This is a genomic window from Pseudomonas sp. IPO3749 (genome assembly GCF_013386605.1).
GTDB classification, from domain to species: domain Bacteria; phylum Pseudomonadota; class Gammaproteobacteria; order Pseudomonadales; family Pseudomonadaceae; genus Aquipseudomonas; species Aquipseudomonas azotoformans_A.
Window position 1 is genome coordinate 147,808 of sequence record NZ_JACARN010000001.1, and the last position, 19,769, is coordinate 167,576.

Annotated in this window: 14 protein-coding genes; 12 read left to right on the plus strand and 2 right to left on the minus strand. The window is 61.2% G+C overall.

Translation table 11 applies throughout. From position 1 onward, the window contains the following. Positions 1-308 precede the first annotated feature (308 nt). Entirely contained in the window at positions 309-1,685 is a 1,377-nt protein-coding gene (locus HX812_RS00700) for an L-serine ammonia-lyase (RefSeq protein WP_038850239.1), read from the minus strand. A 415-nt stretch (positions 1,686-2,100) separates the two neighbouring features. On the opposite strand from HX812_RS00700, the gene HX812_RS00705 reads away from it, so the two are divergent. The 3 genes from HX812_RS00705 to choV all read left to right on the plus strand — a co-directional run bounded on the left by HX812_RS00705 (position 2,101) and on the right by choV (position 5,135). Continuing rightward, the gene (locus HX812_RS00705) at positions 2,101-3,048 is read left to right on the plus strand and encodes a choline ABC transporter substrate-binding protein (protein WP_038850238.1); all 948 of its coding nucleotides are present in this window, start codon (positions 2,101-2,103) and stop codon (positions 3,046-3,048) included. Between the two features lie 66 nt (positions 3,049-3,114). Then, a complete protein-coding gene (choW, locus tag HX812_RS00710; RefSeq protein WP_016972877.1) occupies positions 3,115-3,960 on the plus strand; it encodes a choline ABC transporter permease subunit in 846 nt (281 codons plus the stop codon). After that, positions 3,957-5,135 carry a choline ABC transporter ATP-binding protein gene (choV, locus tag HX812_RS00715; RefSeq protein ID WP_038850237.1) on the plus strand — a complete coding sequence of 393 codons (1,179 nt, stop codon included), beginning with the start codon at positions 3,957-3,959 and terminating at the stop codon, positions 5,133-5,135. The genes choW and choV overlap by 4 nt, the downstream gene beginning before the upstream one ends. Before the next feature lie 64 nt (positions 5,136-5,199). On the opposite strand, the gene HX812_RS00720 is transcribed toward choV, so the two are convergent. After that, positions 5,200-7,134, minus strand: coding sequence for a BCCT family transporter (locus HX812_RS00720; RefSeq protein ID WP_235165501.1), 1,935 nt, complete (start codon positions 7,132-7,134; stop codon positions 5,200-5,202). Between the two features lie 379 nt (positions 7,135-7,513). Between HX812_RS00720 and betI the strand changes: the two genes are divergently transcribed. The 9 genes from betI (at position 7,514) to HX812_RS00765 (ending at position 19,672) form a co-directional block, all read left to right on the plus strand. Further along, positions 7,514-8,107, plus strand: coding sequence for a transcriptional regulator BetI (gene betI, locus HX812_RS00725; protein ID WP_016977777.1), 594 nt, complete (start codon positions 7,514-7,516; stop codon positions 8,105-8,107). A gap of 110 nt (positions 8,108-8,217) precedes the next feature. Further along, positions 8,218-9,690 (plus strand): betaine-aldehyde dehydrogenase, encoded by a 1,473-nt coding sequence (betB, locus tag HX812_RS00730; RefSeq protein WP_016977776.1) that lies wholly within the window; start codon positions 8,218-8,220, stop codon positions 9,688-9,690. A 194-nt stretch (positions 9,691-9,884) separates the two neighbouring features. After that, positions 9,885-11,588 carry a choline dehydrogenase gene (gene betA / locus HX812_RS00735; protein WP_033898022.1) on the plus strand — a complete coding sequence of 568 codons (1,704 nt, stop codon included), beginning with the start codon at positions 9,885-9,887 and terminating at the stop codon, positions 11,586-11,588. Positions 11,589-11,778: 190 nt separating this feature from the next. Further along, the gene (locus tag HX812_RS00740) at positions 11,779-13,221 is read left to right on the plus strand and encodes a TldD/PmbA family protein (protein ID WP_038850235.1); all 1,443 of its coding nucleotides are present in this window, start codon (positions 11,779-11,781) and stop codon (positions 13,219-13,221) included. Further along, positions 13,221-14,537, plus strand: a complete 1,317-nt coding sequence (locus HX812_RS00745) for a TldD/PmbA family protein (protein ID WP_038850234.1) — start codon at positions 13,221-13,223, stop codon at positions 14,535-14,537. The genes HX812_RS00740 and HX812_RS00745 overlap by 1 nt, the downstream gene beginning before the upstream one ends. A 163-nt stretch (positions 14,538-14,700) precedes the next feature. Next, positions 14,701-15,549: an alpha/beta fold hydrolase gene (locus HX812_RS00750; protein ID WP_038850233.1), complete on the plus strand. Its 849-nt coding sequence runs from the start codon at positions 14,701-14,703 to the stop codon at positions 15,547-15,549. A gap of 36 nt (positions 15,550-15,585) precedes the next feature. Beyond that, positions 15,586-17,013, plus strand: coding sequence for a multidrug transporter subunit MdtD (mdtD, locus tag HX812_RS00755; RefSeq protein ID WP_016977771.1), 1,428 nt, complete (start codon positions 15,586-15,588; stop codon positions 17,011-17,013). Positions 17,014-17,143: 130 nt separating this feature from the next. Further along, positions 17,144-18,481: an ATP-dependent RNA helicase DbpA gene (dbpA, locus tag HX812_RS00760; RefSeq protein WP_235165500.1), complete on the plus strand. Its 1,338-nt coding sequence runs from the start codon at positions 17,144-17,146 to the stop codon at positions 18,479-18,481. A 12-nt stretch (positions 18,482-18,493) separates the two neighbouring features. Continuing rightward, entirely contained in the window at positions 18,494-19,672 is a 1,179-nt protein-coding gene (locus HX812_RS00765; protein WP_028618249.1) for an NAD(P)/FAD-dependent oxidoreductase, read from the plus strand. The last annotated feature ends 97 nt before the right edge of the window (positions 19,673-19,769 follow it).

Consider the following 19,769-nt stretch of genomic DNA (forward strand, 5'->3'; position numbering starts at 1 on the left):
AACGAGTCTGCCCACGGGGCGTGAGCAGAACGGTAGCACTTGTGGGAAGGCGCTTTGCGGGCGTGGGAGAAGTCTGTCACCCCAAGCACGGGTGACCGGTGGTCAGGCGGGAAATCGTTCGGTAGCTACTTATCTGTTTGCGACGCGCTAAAAGGTGGCGCTTTTGGATCCGGGTGTTCACTTTATGCGCATGCAAACCTTTGTGGCGAGGGAGCTTGCTCCCGCTGGGCTGCGTAGCGGCCCCAAAATCTTGGGAGCGCTGCGCACTCCAGCGGGAGCAAGCTCCCTCGCCACAGAAGCCGATCAGATCAGCACTCTACGGCGCTGACCGCCAACCCACCCCGCGATGTCTCTTTGTACTTGTCATGCATGTCCGCCCCGGTATCGCGCATGGTGCGGATCACCCGGTCCAGGGAGATGAAGTGCTGGCCATCACCACGCAGCGCCATCTGCGCGGCGTTGATCGCCTTCACCGCCGCAATCGCATTGCGCTCGATGCACGGCACTTGTACCAGTCCGCCTACGGGGTCGCAGGTGAGACCGAGGTTATGTTCCAGGCCGATTTCAGCGGCGTTGCACAGTTGCTCCGGCGTAGCGCCGAGGATCTCGGCCAAGCCGGCAGCGGCCATGGCGCACGCGGAGCCTACTTCGCCCTGGCAACCGACTTCGGCACCGGAAATCGAGGCGTTCTTCTTGCACAGGATCCCCACCGCCGCCGCACCCAGCAGGTAGTCGACCACATTGGCTTCGGTGACTTCCTCGCTGAACTTCATGAAGTAGTGCAACACCGCCGGGATAATCCCCGCCGCGCCGTTGGTAGGCGCAGTGACCATGCGTCCACCCGCGGCGTTTTCTTCATTGACCGCCAGGGCGAACAGGTTGACCCATTCCATGGCGCTCAAGGTCGAACCGATCACATTCGGCTTGCCCAGTTCCTGCAAGCTGCGGTGCAACTTGGCCGCACGCCGGCGCACGTTCAAACCGCCAGGCAGGATGCCTTCGTGCTTGAGGCCTTGCTCCACGCAATCCTGCATGGCGCGCCAGAGTTTCATCAGGCCACTGCGGATTTCTTCTTCGGAACGCCAGACCTTTTCATTGGCCAGCATCAACTCGGCCACGCGCAGGTTGTGGGTCTTGCACAGCTGCAACAGCTCGACCGCGCTGGAAAAATCGTAAGGCAACTCGGTGCGGTCCATATCGGCCACGCCGCTTTGCGCCTGGGCTTCATCCACTACGAAACCGCCGCCCACTGAATAGTAGGTGTCGCGGTGCAGTTCAGCGCTGTCGCCGTACACCACCAGCGTCATGGCGTTGGGGTGGAACGGCAGGTTTTCGTCGAGCAGACGCATGTCCCGCGCCCAGACGAAGGGCACCGGCAAACGCCCGTCCAGCAGCAAGGTGTCGGTCTCGCGCAGGGTGTGAATGCGCAGGCCGATTTGCGATGGATCGATCGCGTCCGGCCACTCGCCCATCAGCCCCATGATGGTCGCGGTGTCGCTGCCGTGGCCGATGCCGGTGGCGGACAAGGAGCCGTAGAGCTGAACTTCGACGCGCCGTACTTGTTCCAACAGTTCACGTTCACGCAAGCCTTGAACGAACAACGCCGCGGCGCGCATGGGGCCGACGGTGTGAGAACTCGAAGGCCCGATGCCGATCTTGAACAGGTCGAAAACACTGATAGCCATTGCCGTGGAACTCCGCAGGTGAGCAAACCGGGCACCAAGGAGCTGCTACGCTCAAATCGCCCAGATGGCGGCATCATCAAGCTTTTGCTAACCGCCACGGCGTCTCACACCGACGTAACCATGCTCACCAGCGTCGCTTGCGTACGATCACCTGTTTTGGCCGTTTTTAGCGGTGCAGATGGACGAAAACTGCAGTTTCGCCTCTGGAAAAATCTGTAAGCGACGTCACCGACACTGGATACGACCATCCCTGTACTGGATACGACGCCCCCTGTAGGCGTCAGATTTTCACTGGTACATGATCAGTCTCGACTCGTTTGCAAGGCACCGTGCCAGAGCTGTTGTCGCACGCACCAACCGCAACACTTATAAAGCGCGGCGAATGCCGCCAGAAAAAACACAGGAGTCTACCCAGATGAAAGGTTCACCCCAGTTGTTGTTGGCCGCCATGCTGAGTCTGCCAGTCCTGGCACACGCTGCAGAACCGGAACAGTGCAAGACCGTCAACTTCTCCGATGTCGGCTGGACCGACATCACCGTCACCACCGCGACCACCAGCGAAATCCTCAAGGGCCTGGGCTACAAGCCGCGCACCACGATGATTTCGGTACCCGTGACCTACAAGTCACTGGCCGACGGCAAGAACATGGACATCTTCCTCGGCAACTGGATGCCGACCATGGAAAACGACATCAAGCAGTACCGTGATGCCGGCACCGTGGAAACCGTGCGCGCCAACCTGGAGAACGCCAAGTACACCCTGGCCGTCCCGGAAGCGCTGTACAACAAAGGCCTCAAGGACTTCGCCGACATCGCCAAATTCAAGGATGAGCTGGGCGGCAAGATCTACGGCATCGAGCCGGGCAACGACGGCAACCGCACCATCCAGACGCTGATCGACAAAGACGCCTTCGGCCTGAAAACCGCCGGCTTCAAAGTCGTCGAGTCCAGCGAAGCCGGCATGCTCTCCCAGGTCGAACGCGCCTCCAAGCGCGACCAGGCCATCGTGTTCCTCGGCTGGGAACCGCACCCGATGAACACCCGCTTCAAGATGAAGTACCTGACCGGCGGTGACGACTCGTTCGGCCCCAACTACGGCCAGGCCACCATCTACACCAACACCCGCAAGGGTTATACCCAGGAATGCAGCAACGTCGGCCAGTTGCTGAAAAACCTGGTGTTCACCTTGGACATGGAAAGCACCCTGATGGGTAAAGTCCTGGACGACAAACAAAAGCCTGACGCCGCCGCCAAGGCCTGGCTGAAAGCCAACCCGCAAGCCCTCGACACCTGGCTCGCCGGTGTCACCACCGTAGATGGCAAACCAGGACTCGACGCCGTTAAAGCCTACCTCGCCAAGTAATGTTGTCCCCGGGGCGGTGCGCTGCCCCGGGATGTTTTCCCTCTTCGCATGTGGACATTCACTACCATGCTGACTGAACAGAAAATCCCACTAGGCCAGTACATCGCTGCCTTCGTCGAATGGTTGACCCAACACGGCGCCAACTACTTCGACGCAATCGCATCGACACTGGAAACGATGATCCACGGCGTGACGTTCGCGCTGACCTGGTTCAATCCGCTGGCATTGATCGGTCTGATTGCGCTGCTGGCTCACTTTATCCAACGTAAATGGGGACTGACTGTTTTTGTCATCGCCTCCTTCCTGCTGATCCTCAACCTGGGGTACTGGCAGGAAACCATGGAGACCCTGGCGCAAGTGCTGTTCGCCACCCTGGTCTGCGTGGTCATCGGTGTGCCGCTGGGCATTGTTGCCGCGCACAAACCGTTGTTCTACACCATGATGCGGCCGGTGCTCGATCTGATGCAGACCGTACCGACCTTCGTCTACCTCATCCCTACCCTGACCCTCTTCGGGCTGGGTGTGGTGCCTGGACTGATTTCCACGGTGGTGTTCGCGATTGCCGCGCCGATCCGCCTGACCTACCTGGGTATCCGCGATGTACCGCAAGAGTTGATGGACGCCGGCAAGGCCTTTGGCTGCTCGCGCCGTCAGTTGCTCTCGCGCATTGAACTGCCCCACGCCATGCCGAGCATCGCTGCCGGCATTACCCAATGCATCATGCTGTCGTTGTCGATGGTGGTGATCGCGGCCCTGGTGGGCGCCGACGGCCTCGGCAAACCCGTGGTCAACGCACTCAACACCGCCGACATCGCCCTGGGCTTTGAAGCCGGTCTGGCGATCGTATTGCTGGCCATCATGCTCGACCGCATCTGCAAACAACCCGACGCTAAAGTAGGGGGTGATGCATGAGCATTATCCGATTCGACAATGTCGACGTGATCTTTTCCAAAGACCCACGCGAGGCGCTCAAGCTGCTGGACCAGGGCATGAGCCGTAACGAAATCCTGAAAAAGACCGGGCAGATCGTCGGCGTTGAAAAAGCCAGCCTGGATGTCGAGAAAGGCGAGATCTGCGTGCTGATGGGCCTGTCGGGCTCCGGCAAATCCAGCTTGTTGCGCTGCATCAACGGCCTCAACACCGTGAGCCGTGGCCAACTGTTCGTGGAGCATGAAGGTCGCCAGATCGACATCGCCTCCTGCACACCCGCCGAGCTGAAAATGATGCGCACCAAACGCATCGCCATGGTGTTCCAGAAGTTCGCCCTGATGCCTTGGCTGACGGTGCGCGAAAACATCAGCTTTGGCCTGGAAATGCAGGGCCGGCCGGAGAAAGACCGACGCAAGCTGGTGGATGAAAAACTTGAGCTGGTAGGCCTGACCCAATGGCGCAACAAGAAGCCGGACGAACTCTCCGGCGGCATGCAGCAGCGCGTCGGCCTGGCCCGCGCGTTGGCGATGGACGCCGACATCCTGCTGATGGACGAACCCTTCTCCGCCCTCGACCCGCTGATCCGCCAAGGCCTGCAGGATGAGTTGCTGGAACTGCAACGCAAGCTGAGCAAGACCATCGTGTTCGTGAGCCACGACCTCGACGAGGCGCTCAAACTGGGCAGCCGCATCGCGATCATGAAAGACGGCAAGATCATCCAGTACAGCGTGCCGGAAGAGATCGTGCTGAACCCGGCGGACGACTATGTGCGTACCTTCGTCGCGCATACCAACCCGCTGAACGTACTGTGCGGCCGCAGCCTGATGCGCACGCTGGACAACTGCAAGCGCGTCAACGGTTCAGTGTGCCTGGACCCGGGCGGCGACTCGTGGCTGGACCTGGCCGAAGGCAATACCATCAAGGGTGCCCGCCAGAATGGCGCGGTGATGAACCTGCAGAACTGGGCGCCGGGGCAAGCGGTGGAAGGCCTGGGCCGAGTGCCGACGCTGGTGGATTCAAATATCGGCATGCGCGACGCGTTGCAGATTCGTTATCACACCGGGAACAAGCTGGTGTTGCATGACAACAACCAGGTGGTGGGGATTCTCGGGGACAGCGAGTTGTACCACGCCCTGCTGGGCAAAAACCTGGGGTAATCCCCCAGGTACAAAAACGCCGCGAGGATCGCGGCGTTTTGTTTTACAGGTGGATGATCAACCTTCAGCTATAGACACGGCCAAGGAGCTGTCGATGGCTTTCAAACTGATCGAGCACGTCCCGGGTGATCTGTTCCTGGGCGAAGCCCATCAGGTCGTATTCCTGAGGTCCGTTGTGCAGGTAGACCTCGGCGCGGTAGTAACGCGTGCGCTCTTCCTCGGGCAGGTCGCTCGGTGCCGACGAGTAAGCATCCAGGCTCACTTCGTAGACAAACGGGTTGCCCTCTTCCATCTCGATGCGCACACCGATGCAGCGCTTGGATTTACCCAACAGCGTCTGCACCTCCAGCCCCTGTTCACGCAAGGCCGTGGCCGCTTCTTCCAACGCCGGCGTGACGTGCTTGTCCATGAAGCGTTGCACGGTGCCTTGGCTCGGTTGCAGGTCCAGCGCGGTCAAACGCTCGCTGAAACCACGGCGGCCACGCTCGGCCAGTTGCGCCTGCTCCTGTTCGATAGCCACGTCCTGGCGCATCGCCTTGTGCAAGCCGAACATAAAGAAGATCAACACCACCGAGAACGGCAGCCCCGCCAGCACCACCATGGTCTGCATGGCTTCGAAGTTGCCGGCGAACAGCAGGCCGATGGTCACCAGGGTGATCACCGCCGACCAGAAGATCCGCAGCCAGTGCGGCGCATCTTCATCCACGTTGCCGCCTTTGCACGACAGGTTGGCCATCATCACCGCGCCGGAATCCGCCGGGGTCAGGAACAGCACGAAGCCCACGAAGATCGATACACCGATGACGACTTTCGACGCCGGGTAATGCTCAAGCAACTGGTAGATCGCCATGGACGGCTGTTCCAGTGCGGTCTTGCCCAACTCCACCGCGCCGTGGTTCAGCACCAGGTCCAAGGCCGAGTTCCCGAAGATCGACAGCCACGCCAGGGTAAAGCCCAGCGGGATCAGCAGCACGCCAGCCACCAGTTCACGCACCGTGCGACCACGGGAAATACGCGCGATGAACATGCCCACGAATGGCGCCCAGGAAATCCACCAGGCCCAGTAGAACAGGGTCCACAGGCCCATCCAGCGCTCGGTCTTGTCGGCGTCGCCTTCGTACACATAGAGGTCGAAGGTTTTCAGGATGATGCCGTTGAGGTAGTCACCGGTGTTCTGCACCAAGCCGTTGAGCAAGTGCAAGGTCGGGCCAAACAACAGCACGAAGATCAGCAGGCCGCTGAACAACACGATGTTGAGGTTGGACAGGCGGCGAATGCCGTTCTCCACGCCGGACACGGCGGCGATGGTCGCCACGGTGCTCATCACGATGATCACGATCAGCAGGTTGGTGTTGCTGTGCTCCATGCCGAACAGGTTTTCCAACCCGGACGACACCTGCATCGAACCAATCCCCAGGTTCGTCACCAGGCCCAACAGGGTCACGAACATGCCGAAACCGTCCACCGCGTGGCCGGCCGCGCCTTTCACCCAACGCTCGCCCACCAGCGGGTACAGCGCCGAACGCAGGGCCAGCGGCTGGTTATGACGGTACGCGAAGTACGCCACGGCCAGGCCGACCAGGGCGTAGATCGCCCAGCCGTGCAGGCCCCAGTGCAGGAAGGTCAATTGCAGCGCCTGGCGTGCGGCACCATTGCTGGCTGCAGCGCCTTCGGGCGGGTTGAAGTAGTGGTCCAAAGGCTCGGAAGCACCAAAGTACAACAGCGAAATGCCGATGCCCGACGAGAACAACATGCCGGCCCAGGCGCCGTAGCTGAAGTCCGGGGTGTCGTCCTTGCTGCCCAGTTTCAATTTTCCGTAGGAGGAAAACGCCAGGCCCACCACAAACACCAGGTAGGAGGCGATGACCACCATGTAGTACCAGCCGAAGCTTTTCGACAGCCACGCCTGGGCGACACCGAGCATGCGCCCGGCCTCCTGCGGGGCGATGATCAGGATGGCAGTCAACAACAGAATCAACGCGGTGGAGGTGTAGAACACCCAACCGTTGACCCGCACCTTTTCTGGCGGGGTCTTTATAAGAGAGGCAGAACTCATGGCGCAGATGCTCCGGGCAGTGCGAGAGAGAAACACAAGGCAACGGTTATCCCGGGACATCGATTTTTCGGCAGTCGACGGACGGGTGTTATAAAGACACCCCTTAAATCCCTGCACCCCATGAGCGCAGTGCCCAGGGACGTTTCAGGGGTTTAACCAGGTGCCAGATGTCGCGCCCACAAGTAGGAAATACCTGTAGGACGCGACCATTTGTCGCAGATCTTATTCTTTGTTGATTGAACGTTCAATCAAAACAAAATAGACTGGCCCTCAAGCCGACGGACGTTGATCGCCCATCGGCAGGCCTAAGGAGAGGTGCTACATGCCCAAGGTCGGTATGCAACCCATACGCCGCCAGCAGTTGATCGAAGCCACGTTGACGGCCATCGATCAGGTCGGAATGGGAGATGCCAGCATTGCGCTGATCGCCCGTTTGGCCGGCGTTTCGAACGGCATCATCAGTCACTACTTTCAGGACAAGAACGGCCTGATCGCCGCGACGATGCGGTACTTGATGAATGCGCTGATCGAGAACGTCCACGAACGCAGGCGTGCCCTGAAGGATGACAGCCCACGGGCGCACCTGCAGGTGATCATCGAAGGCAACTTCGACGCCAGCCAGGTCAACGGCCCGGCAATGAAAACCTGGCTGGCCTTCTGGGCCACCAGCATGCATCACCCGTCATTGCACAGGTTGCAGCGGATCAACGATCAACGTCTGTATTCCAACCTGTGCTGCCAGTTTCGCCGAGTGCTGCCGCTGCCGCGCGCGCGCAAAGCAGCCCGTGGCCTGGCGGCCCTGATCGACGGTTTGTGGTTGCGCGGCGCCCTGTCGGGAGACGCTTTCGACACGGAGCAGGCGCAACGGATCGCTTACGAATACATGGATTTCCAATTGGCCAAGCAGGTGAGTTAGAGCACACATAACCGCTCAACCCCTGAACTGCTGTCGCTCAGTGTTGCCACACCCTTATGGCCCACTGTTCGGCGGTTAACGCCAACCACTTATGCACTTGCGAGGACTTTATGGCCCGTTTCGACCTGCAAAAACTCTACATTGACGGCGGCTACAGCGACGCTGGCAGCGATGCCACCTTCGAAGCCATCAACCCGGCTAACGGTGAAGTTCTCGCCCAAGTGCAACGCGCGACTAAAGAAGACGTTGAACGTGCCGTGGTCAGCGCCGAAAAAGGCCAGAAGATCTGGGCCGCCATGACCGCCATGGAGCGTTCGCGCATCCTGCGTCGTGCCGTCGACATCCTGCGCGAGCGCAACGACGAACTGGCCGCCCTGGAAACCCTGGACACCGGTAAATCCTTCTCCGAAACCAAGTATGTCGACATCGTTACCGGCGCTGACGTGCTGGAATACTACGCAGGCCTGGTGCCGGCCATCGAAGGCGAGCAGATCCCACTGCGCGACACTTCGTTCGTCTACACCCGCCGCGAGCCGCTGGGCGTGGTCGCCGGTATCGGCGCGTGGAACTACCCGATCCAGATCGCCCTGTGGAAATCCGCACCGGCCCTGGCCGCCGGTAACGCGATGATCTTCAAGCCAAGCGAAGTCACCTCGCTGACCACCCTGAAACTGGCCGAGATCTACACCGAAGCTGGCGTTCCGGCGGGCGTGTTCAACGTACTGACTGGCAGCGGCCGTGAAGTCGGCACCTGGCTGACCGAGCACCCGCGCATCGAGAAAGTCTCGTTCACCGGCGGCACCGACACCGGCAAGAAAGTCATGGCCAGCGCTTCCAGCTCTTCGCTCAAAGACGTGACCATGGAACTGGGCGGCAAGTCCCCACTGATCATCTTCGACGACGCCGACCTCGACCGCGCCGCCGACACCGCGATGATGGCCAACTTCTACAGCTCCGGCCAGGTCTGCACCAACGGCACTCGCGTGTTCGTGCCCAAGCACCTGCAAGCCGCGTTCGAAGCCAAGATCGTTGAGCGTGTCGCGCGCATTCGCGTCGGTAACCCGGAAGACGAAAACACCAACTTCGGTCCGCTGGTCAGCTTTGCCCACATGGAAAGCGTGCTGGGCTACATCGCCAAGGGCAAAGAGCAAGGCGCCCGTCTGCTGTGCGGCGGCGACCGTCTGACCGACGGTGACTTCGCCAAAGGCGCCTTCGTGGCCCCGACCGTGTTCACCGACTGCACCGACGACATGGTCATCGTGCGTGAAGAAATCTTCGGCCCAGTGATGAGCATCCTCACCTACGAAACCGAAGAAGAAGTGATCCGCCGCGCCAACGACACCGACTTCGGTCTGGCCGCAGGCCTGGTGACCAAGGACCTGAACCGCGCCCACCGCGTGATTCATCAGCTGGAAGCGGGTATCTGCTGGATCAACGCCTGGGGCGAATCCGACGCGAAGATGCCGGTCGGTGGCTACAAGCAATCCGGTGTGGGCCGTGAGAACGGCATCAGCTCGCTGAACAACTTCACCCGCATCAAATCGGTACAGGTTGAGCTGGGCGACTACGCCTCGGTGTTCTAACCCACAGGAGCCCTGGGGTGCGCCTTTGTGGCGAGGGAGCTTGCTCCCGCTGGGCTGCGAAGCAGCCCCACCCCAGGCACCGCAGTTCTTCAGACCGAACTCGTTCGCTGGTTTTGCGACTGCTGCGCAGTCGAGCGGGAGCAAGCTCCCTCGCCACAAAAGCAGCTTGAACCACACATATGAGGGTGCATCCAATGTCCCAAGAATACGATTACATCATTGTGGGTGCCGGCTCCGCCGGTAACACCCTGGCGACCCGTCTGACCGAAGACGAAGGCGTCACCGTCCTGCTGCTGGAAGCCGGTGGCCCGGACTACCGTTTCGACTTCCGCACGCAAATGCCAGCCGCCCTGGCCTTCCCACTGCAAGGCCGCCGCTACAACTGGGCCTACGAGACCGATCCAGAGCCACACATGGACGGCCGTCGCATGGAGTGCGGTCGCGGCAAGGGCCTGGGTGGTTCTTCGCTGATCAACGGCATGTGCTACATCCGTGGCAACGCCATGGACTACGACAACTGGGCGAAATTGCCAGGCCTGGAAAACTGGACCTACCTGGACTGCCTGCCGTATTTCCGCAAGGCCGAAACCCGCGACATCGGCCCGAACGACTGGCACGGTGGCGATGGCCCGGTCAGCGTGACCACGCCAAAAGCCGGCAACAACCCACTGTTCCACGCCATGGTTGAAGCTGGCGTACAGGCCGGTTACCCGCGCACGGTTGACTTGAACGGCTACCAGCAGGAAGGCTTCGGCCCGATGGACCGTACCGTCACGCCTAAAGGCCGTCGCGCCAGCACCGCGCGTGGTTACCTGGACACCGCCAAGAAACGTTCGACCCTGACCATCGTCACCCACGCCCTGACCGACAAAGTCTTGTTCGAAGGCAAGCGTGCCGTGGGCGTGCGTTACCTGATCGGCGCCGCCGAAGAGCGCGTTGAAGCCCGCGCCCGTAAAGAAGTGCTGGTGTGCAGCGGTGCAATCGCGTCGCCGCAACTGCTGCAACGCTCCGGCGTGGGCCCGGCCAAACTGCTGGAAAGCCTGGACATCCCGGTGGTCCACGACCTGCCCGGCGTCGGCGAAAACCTGCAGGATCACCTTGAGCTGTACCTGCAATATGCGTGCACTCAGCCCGTGTCGCTGTACCCGTCGCTGCTCTGGTACAACCAGCCGGCCATTGGTGCCGAATGGCTGTTCAACGGCACCGGTATCGGCGCCAGCAACCAGTTCGAAGCGGGCGGTTTCATCCGTACCCGTGAAGAATTCGAGTGGCCGAACATCCAGTACCACTTCCTGCCGGTGGCGATTAACTACAACGGCAGCAACGGTGTGAAAGAGCACGGTTTCCAGGCGCACATGGGTTCCATGCGTTCGCCGAGCCGTGGTCGCATCCAGCTGAAGTCGAAGAACCCACGGGACTACCCGAGCATCCTCTTCAACTACATGGCCACCGAACAGGACTGGCAGGAATTTCGCGATGGCATCCGCCTGACCCGTGAAATCATGCAGCAGCCGGCTCTCGACCAATACCGTGGCCGCGAGATCAGCCCCGGCATTGACGTGCAAACCGATGAGCAGCTCGACACGTTCATCCGTGAGCACGCCGAGACTGCGTTCCACCCGTCCTGCTCGTGCAAGATGGGCACCGACGAGATGGCCGTAGTGGACGGCGAAGGACGCGTGCATGGCATGCAGGGTCTGCGCGTTGTGGATGCGTCGATCATGCCGATCATCACCACCGGCAACCTGAACGCGCCGACGATCATGATCGCCGAGAAAATCGCCGACAAGATCCGTGGCCGCCAGCCGCTGCCGCGCAGCACCGCCGACTACTACGTCGCGGGCGATGCGCCGGTGCGTGGCAAGCCGATGCGTGAAGTGGGTCCGACTGCGCAGTAACTGATACACCGCGTCGCGCCCTTCGCGAGCAAGCCCGCTCCCACATTTTGACCGCATTCCTATGTTGGAACTCGGTCAAATGTGGGAGCGGGCTTGCTCGCGAAGAGGCCCGAACAGTCACTGCAAAACCCCTCCTTGATCAGCTACTCTGTTTGCCTGCCCGCGACGAGCCGCCCACAAGGAAGGCCCCATGTTCGACCACCACGCCACACTCAAAAAACACTTCAGTGCCCTGCGCACCACCGCCGAATTCTTCTCGCTGCGCTACGTACGCGAATCCGGCCAATATCTGTCTGTACGCAAGAACGTCGCCGAACCACCGCACCTGAACCACGACGAAGGCGCCATGCTCACCGTGCGTCTCAACGGTGTGGAGGCCTACGCGGCAACCAACGATATTTCCCTGCCCGGCCTGCAAGCCGCCCTTGAGCGGGCCGAACAGCAAGCCCGGTTGATCAAGCCCCACGCCCTGCTCGACCTGCGCGAACAGCATGTCTCCAGTGATGTGGCGGACTATTTGTCCCCTGAGCTCAACCAGCCCTTCCCGTCCTTGAGCGACTGCTACCAACTGCTGGGCGATGAGTCTGCCGCCGTGCCGAAGGATGAGCGCCTGGTGAGCTGGGAAGTCAGCCTCGGCCTGACCCACGTCGAGCAGATCTACCTCAACAACGCCGGCGCCGAACTGCGCCAGGCCCAGCGCTTCGTGTTCCCCGGCGTCAACGTGACCGCCTACGACGGCAACGATAGCCAGAGCCGTACCCTGGGCGGCAGCAACTTCGGCCAGCAAGGCGGCTTTGATGTGATCAGCCGCTTCGGCCTGGTCGGCGCCGCGCCACGCATTGCCGACGAAGCCCTGCAACTGCTGCTCGCGCCCAACACGCCCAACGGCCCGCGCGACCTGTTGCTGATGCCTGATCAGATGATCCTGCAGATCCACGAATCCATCGGCCACCCGCTGGAGCTGGACCGCATCCTGGGTGACGAGCGCAATTACGCCGGCACCAGTTTTGTGAAGGCCAGCGACTTCGGCCATCTGCACTATGGCTCCAAGTTGCTCAACGTGACGTTCGACCCGGACATCCCAGAGCAACTCGCCAGCTACAGTCATGACGACGACGGCACGCCCGCCAGCAAGCAGTTCCTGATCCGCGAAGGGCTGTTGCTCAAGCCGCTAGGCGGTGCGCTGTCGCAGTTCCGTTCGGGTATGAGCGGCGTAGCCAACAGCCGGGCCAGCAGTTGGAACCGTGCGCCCATCGACCGCATGGCCAACCTGAACATTGAGGCGGGCGACAAGAGCCTGGCGCAACTGATCGGCGGTATCGAAAACGGTGTGCTGATGTCGACCAACCGTTCATGGTCCATCGACGATGCGCGCAACAAATTCCAGTTCGGCTGCGAATGGGGCCAATTGATCGAGAACGGCGAGCTGAAAGGCGTCGTTAAGAACCCCAACTACCGCGCCATTTCTGCCAACTTCTGGCGCAACCTCAGCGCAGTCGGCGACGCCAGCACCTTCAAGGTGTTGGGCACGCCGAACTGCGGCAAAGGCGAACCCAACCAGGTGATCCGCGTCGGCCATGCGTCGCCGGCCTGCGTATTCAGTGATGTCGACGTATTTGGGGGAGACGCCTGATGAACAACTTCAAGGCATTGGTGGACTGGCTCAAGCACGCCATCACCGACAACGAACAATTCCACCTGGGCTATGCGGATGAAGCGTCCGAATTCGTGCGTTTCAATCACGCCAAGGTGCGCCAGGCCGGCCAGGTCCAACAAGCCAGCCTCAACCTGAAACTGATCAACGACGGCCGCCATGCTGACCTGGGCATCACCCTGGCCGGCGAGCCCGAGCTGGACCGCCAGCGTTTGGCCGATGGCCTGCAACAGCTGCGTGAAACCCTGCCGCTGCTGCCTCAGGATCCGTACCTGCTGCTGAACCACAATGCCTGGCAAAGCAGCAACGAACAAACCCGCCCGCTGCCGGAACTGGCCCAGGTACTGGAAGACATCAGCCAGGCCGCCCACGGCGTCGACCTGGTCGGCTTTTATGCGGCCGGCCCCATCAGCCGGGGCTTTGCCAGCTCGTCGGGCGCCTTCGGCTGGCACCAGGCCAATAGCTTCAACTTCGATTTCAGCCTGTTTCACGCCAATGGCGAAGCGGTGAAGGCCAGCTACGCCGGGCACACCTGGGACAGCGCCGAGTTTGCCGCGCGCTTCCAGCAGGCCCGCGAACAGCTGGAGTTCCTCGGCCGGCCACTGCACACACTGGCGCCTGGGCAATACCGCGCCTACCTCGCCCCGGCGGCGATTGAAGAGATCATCAGCATCATCACTTGGGGTGGTTTTTCAGCCCAGGCCATCGCCAGCAAGGGCAGTTCGCTGCAAAAGCTCTACGCCGGCGAACAGTCCCTGAGCCCGCTGGTGACATTGACAGAACAAATCAGCGGTTCCCTGAGCCAGGCGTTTTCCACCGAAGGTTACCCGCGCGGCGACGTCACGCTGATCAAGGCGGGAAGCGCCGAGGGCCAATTGATCAACTCGCGCAGCGCCGCCGAATATGGCTTAAGCACCAATGGCGCAAGCAGCGATGAATCGCCCAGCGCCTTGCAGATGGCCGCCGGCAGCCTGGCCCAGGCCGATATCCTCAAGCAGCTGGGCACCGGGTTGTATATCAGCAACCTGTGGTACCTGAACTATTCGGACCTGCCGGCGGCCCGCCTGACCGGCATGACGCGCTTCGCCACCTTCTGGGTGGAAGACGGCGAGATCAAGGCACCGGTCAGCACCATGCGCTTTGATGACAGTGTCTACAGCCTGCTCGGTTCGCAGCTCGAAGCCCTGACCGCTGATCGGGAGTTGCTGCTTTCTGCCAGCACTTACAGTCAGCGCAATACCGCCTCGAATCTGCTGCCAGGAGCGTTGGTAAAACGCCTGACGCTTACTCTGTAAGCGTCTTACGCCTGTAGGCAGAGGCATTCCTACAGGCGTTTCTCCTCCACCGTAGGACACCTTCCTTTCCTCCAGAATCCTCGTTATAAGGGTTAATGGCATCCCGCCACCCCCACCCACGAGAGCACGACCTTGCCCGGGAAGGGCAAGCTGGAGCGTTGACATGAACCATGGAAGTTTTGTCATTGAGAAGCTGTTCAAGCACTACAACGTTCATGTTGAGCAGCTAGGAAACGATTCTGGAAAGAAGACCGTCTTGATGGTCAATGGCGCGCTGTCCACCACGCGCTCCTTCGCCCGCACCAGCAAATGCCTGGCCGAGCATTTCAATGTGTTGTTGTTCGATCTGCCGTTCTCCGGCTACTCCCGCGAACACAACACTGAGCTGGACCTGGTGACCAAGGACGACGAAGTGCAGATGCTGCGCGCCCTGGTCGAGCGCTTCCAGGTCAACCATCTGGTGTCGGCCTCCTGGGGCGGCATCTCCACGTTGCTGACCCTGGCGCACAACCCACCCTCCATCGAAAGCTCGGTGGTGATGGCCCTGGCGCCCAACCTCAACCAGGCCATGCTCGACTATGTGGAACGTGTACGTGTATTGATCGAGGCCGATGACAAGTCCGCCGTCGGCCACTTGCTCAATGAAACCGTGGGCCAATATTTGTCGCCCCGGCTCAAGCGCAACAACCACCGTCACCTGTCGACCATGGCTACCACCGAATACCGCCAGGCGCGGTTTCATATCCACCAAGTGCTGGCCTTGGGTGACGGCAACTACCTGCCAGCACTGCGTCAGATCGAAACGCCGGTACACTTCCTCAACGGCGCCCTGGACGAATACACCCCCGCCGCCGAGGCCCAGCTGTTCAAGCAATACGTGGGGCGTAGCAGCTTTGCCGTCGCCGAACATACTGGCCACTTGCTCGACCTTGAATCCAACGAAGCCGCCGTGGCGGTGCACCGTGAACTGCTGGATTTCCTGGTGGGAAAACGCGCGACGAATGGCGCATAATCGCCAACACATAGCCTGCTAACCAAAAGGGTTTCCATGCCGAACCGCGTCCCGCTCGATGCCAAGACCGCCCGCTGGCTCCCCTGGGTGGTCGCGATTGCCTTCTTCATGCAGTCGCTCGACGGGACGATCCTCAACACGGCATTGCCTGCCATGGCCCGGGACCTCGCGGAAAACCCGCTGCGCATGCAAGGGGTGGTGATCGCCTACATGCTCACCGTCGCCTTGCTGATCCCGGCGTCGGGCTGGATCGCCGACCGCTTCGGCACCAAGAAAATCTTCTTTGGCGCAATCATGCTGTTCAGCATTGGCTCGCTGCTGTGCGCCCTGTCCAGCAGCTTGACCATGCTGGTGGGCGCACGGGTGATCCAAGGCCTGGGCGGTGCATTGATGCTGCCCGTCGGGCGACTGGTGGTGCTGCGCGCCTACCCGCGCTCCGAACTGGTGCGCATCATGGGTTTCATCACCATTCCCGGTTTGCTCGGCCCATTGCTCGGCCCGACCATGGGCGGCTGGATGGTGCAATACCTGACCTGGCACTGGATCTTCCTGATCAATCTGCCGGTGGGCATGATTGGCTGCTACGCCGTGTGGAAATTCATCCCCGACCTGCGCGGCAGCGAGCGCACGCGCTTCGATGGGATCGGCTTCCTGCTGTTTGGCGCCGCGATGGTGTTGATCACCATCGCCATGGAAGGCCTGGGCGAACTGCACTTGCCGCACTTGCGGGTGATGTTGCTGCTGTTCGGCGGCCTCGCGTGCCTGGCGGCGTATTGGCTGCGGGCCGGGCATATCGATAATCCGCTGTTCTCACCGGTGCTGTTCAAGACCCGCACCTTTGCCGTGGGCATCCTCGGCAACCTGTTCGCGCGGCTGGGCAGCGGCGCCCTGCCGTTCCTGGTGCCGTTGCTGTTACAGGTGGCGCTGGGGTACTCACCGTCAGAAGCCGGCATGAGCATGTTGCCCCTGGCGGCGGCGGCGATGTTTGCCAAGTCCGTGGCGCGCCCGCTGATCGAACGCCTGGGCTACCGCATCGTGCTCACCGGCAACACCCTGGCCCTGGGCATCATGCTGGCGAGCATGGGCCTGGTCACGGAACACACGCCCTACCCGCTGCTGCTGGGAATGCTGGCGGTGTTGGGGGCGATCAACTCGCTGCAATTTACCGCGATGAACACCGTCACCCTGATCGACCTCGATGACGCCCAAGCCAGCAGCGGCAACAGTCTGCTGTCGGTGGTGGCGCAATTGTCGTTGAGCCTCGGGGTCGCCTGCGCCGGCGCGCTGCTCGGCGGGTTTACTGCCGAAACCGGCAACGACGGCGTCAGCACGGTACTCGGCGCATTCCAGCTGACCTTCCTCACGGTGGGCATCATGGCGATGCTGGCGGCCGCGATCTTCCTGCAACTGTCGCCAAAAGACGGCAAGCGTGCCGCCAGCCCCGAGCAGCATATCGAGCATTAACAGGCTTCTCGTCTAGAACTTGCGGGGAAATTCCCACAGGGCTGGTACACTGCGCGACATTTTGTTTTGCAGAGCCAGTCCCGTGACTACCATCGCCACCGCTTTTAATACTTTGCCCCTGTCCGCCGCCATGCTGGCTAACCTCGACTCGCTGGGTTATGTCGAGATGACGCAGATCCAGGCGCAAAGCTTGCCGGTGATCCTCAAGGGGCTGGACCTGATTGCCCAGGCCAAGACCGGCAGCGGCAAGACCGCCGCCTTCGGCATCGGCCTGTTGAACCCGATCAACCCGCGCTACTTCGGCTGCCAGGCACTGGTGATGTGCCCGACCCGTGAGCTGGCCGACCAGGTTGCCAAGGAAATCCGCCGCCTGGCCCGTGCCGAAGACAACATCAAGGTGCTGACCCTGTGCGGCGGCGTGTCCCTCGGCCCGCAGATCGCCTCCCTGGAACACGGCGCCCACGTCATCGTCGGCACGCCGGGCCGTATCCAGCAGCACCTGCGCAAAGGTTCGCTGGTCCTCGACGGCCTGAACACGCTGATCCTCGATGAAGCTGACCGCATGCTCGACATGGGCTTCTACGACGCCATCGAAGACATCATCAGCAAGACCCCGCCGCGCCGCCAGACCCTGCTGTTCTCGGCCACCTACCCGGTGAGCATCAAGCAGTTGGCCTCGAAGTTCATGCGTGCGCCGCAGCAAGTGAAGGCCGAAGCCTTCCACTCCGATGACCAGATCGAGCAGCGTTTCTTCGAGATCTCGCCGGAAGAGCGCATGGACGCAGTGACCAAGGTATTGGCGCACTTTCGCCCAGCGTCTTGCGTAGCGTTCTGCTTCACCAAGCAGCAAGTGCAGGAAACCGTGGATCACCTGACGGCCAAGGGCATTTCCGCCGTCGGCCTGCACGGCGACCTGGAACAGCGCGACCGTGACCAGGTGCTGGCCATGTTCGCCAACCGCAGTACCTCAGTGCTGGTCGCTACCGACGTGGCTGCCCGTGGTCTGGACATCGACTCGCTGGACATGGTGATCAACGTCGAACTGGCCCGCGACTCGGAAATCCACATCCACCGCGTCGGCCGTACCGGCCGTGCCGGTGAGACCGGCATCGCCATCAGCCTGGTGGCGCCGTCCGAAGCGCACCGCGCCCAAGCCATCGAGCAACTGCAGAAGTCGCCGCTGAACTGGGACCAACTGGACAACCTCAAGCCGCAAAGCGGTGGTCCGCTGCTGCCACAGATGAGCACCCTGTGTATCGCTGCCGGCCGCAAAGACAAGGTTCGCCCAGGCGACATCCTCGGTGCGCTGACCGGCGAAGCCGGCATCCCGGGAGCCCAGGTGGGCAAGATCGCGATCTTTGACTTCCAGGCCTTCGTGGCCGTGGAGCGCGGGATCGCCAAGCAGGCGTTGCAGCGTTTGAATGACGGCAAGATCAAAGGCCGTTCGTTGCGCGTTCGTATCTTGTAAGGGGACACCGTTTTGCGTTCTACCGAAGTAGTGATTATTGGCGCCGGCGCCGCAGGCTTGATGTGCGCACTGACCGCCGCCGGGCGTGGGCGCAAAGTGATGTTGATCGACCATGCGAACAAGGCCGGCAAGAAGATCCTGATGTCCGGTGGTGGCCGCTGCAATTTCACCAATATGTACACGGAGCCTGCCAACTTCCTCTCGCACAACGCGCATTTCTGTAAGTCCGCCCTGGCCCGTTATACCCAGTGGGACTTTATCGGGCTGGTGGCCAAGCACGGCGTGCCGTACCACGAGAAGAAGCTCGGCCAGCTGTTCTGCGATAACAAGTCCAGCGACATCCTCGGCATGCTCTTGGACGAGTGCATCCAGGTCGGCGTGAGCCTGCACCTGGACACCTCGATCCAGGAAATCGCCAAGCTCGACAGCGGCTACCAGTTGCAGACCACCTTGGGCGAGCTGCGCTGCGAATCCCTGGTGATCGCCACCGGTGGCCTGTCGATTCCAACGTTGGGCGCCACCGGCTTTGGTTATCAGGTGGCCAAGCAATTTGGCCACGAACTGCTGCCGACCCGCGCCGGGCTGGTGCCGTTCACCATCACCGATCAGCTCAAAGACTTGTGCGGCGAGCTGTCTGGCACCTCGGTGGATTGCCTGGTGAGCTGCAACGGCCAGAGCTTTCGCGAGAACATCCTGTTCACTCATCGCGGCCTGAGTGGGCCGGCGATCCTGCAGATTTCTTCGTACTGGGAATCCGGCGACACGGTGGAAATCAACTTGTTGCCCGACCATGACGCCCACACCTGGCTGCAACAGCAACAGGTCGAGCGCCCCAACAGCGAGCTGAAAACCCTGCTGGGCGAGATCTTCACCAAGAAGATGGCCAACCTGCTGGCGGACACCTGGTTTGCGTCCAAGCCGATGAAGCAGTACACCCATGCGGAAATCGCCGACATCGCGCAGAAGCTCGGCAACTGGCAATTGGTACCGGCAGGTACCGAAGGCTATCGCACGGCCGAAGTGACCCTGGGCGGTGTGGACACGCGTGAAGTGTCGTCCAAGACCATGGAATCCCTGAAAAGCCCTGGTCTGTACTTTATCGGTGAAGTGCTGGATGTGACCGGTCACCTGGGCGGCTTCAACTTCCAGTGGGCCTGGGCTTCGGGTTACGCGGCGGCGCAGTACGCCTGATCGGCGCAGTGGAATAAATTTTGCTGTTGGATGTGATCGCCACGCTTGCCGTGGCGTCCTTGATAGCTCAATTTAGCGGCATCGTCCCGGAAGACTC

Bases quoted from the DNA above. Each gene is read 5' to 3' on its own strand.
- choV (WP_038850237.1), top strand. From the start codon at position 3,957: ATGAGCATTATCCGATTCGACAATGTCGACGTGATCTTTTCCAAAGAC.
- dbpA (WP_235165500.1), top strand. From the start codon at position 17,144: ATGCTGGCTAACCTCGACTCGCTGGGTTATGTCGAGATGACGCAGATC.
- HX812_RS00745 (WP_038850234.1), top strand. From the start codon at position 13,221: ATGAACAACTTCAAGGCATTGGTGGACTGGCTCAAGCACGCCATCACC.
- HX812_RS00700 (WP_038850239.1), bottom strand. From the start codon at position 1,685: ATGGCTATCAGTGTTTTCGACCTGTTCAAGATCGGCATCGGGCCTTCG.
- betA (WP_033898022.1), top strand. From the start codon at position 9,885: ATGTCCCAAGAATACGATTACATCATTGTGGGTGCCGGCTCCGCCGGT.
- HX812_RS00740 (WP_038850235.1), top strand. From the start codon at position 11,779: ATGTTCGACCACCACGCCACACTCAAAAAACACTTCAGTGCCCTGCGC.
- choW (WP_016972877.1), top strand. From the start codon at position 3,115: ATGCTGACTGAACAGAAAATCCCACTAGGCCAGTACATCGCTGCCTTC.
- betB (WP_016977776.1), top strand. From the start codon at position 8,218: ATGGCCCGTTTCGACCTGCAAAAACTCTACATTGACGGCGGCTACAGC.
- mdtD (WP_016977771.1), top strand. From the start codon at position 15,586: ATGCCGAACCGCGTCCCGCTCGATGCCAAGACCGCCCGCTGGCTCCCC.
- HX812_RS00705 (WP_038850238.1), top strand. From the start codon at position 2,101: ATGAAAGGTTCACCCCAGTTGTTGTTGGCCGCCATGCTGAGTCTGCCA.
- HX812_RS00750 (WP_038850233.1), top strand. From the start codon at position 14,701: ATGAACCATGGAAGTTTTGTCATTGAGAAGCTGTTCAAGCACTACAAC.
- betI (WP_016977777.1), top strand. From the start codon at position 7,514: ATGCCCAAGGTCGGTATGCAACCCATACGCCGCCAGCAGTTGATCGAA.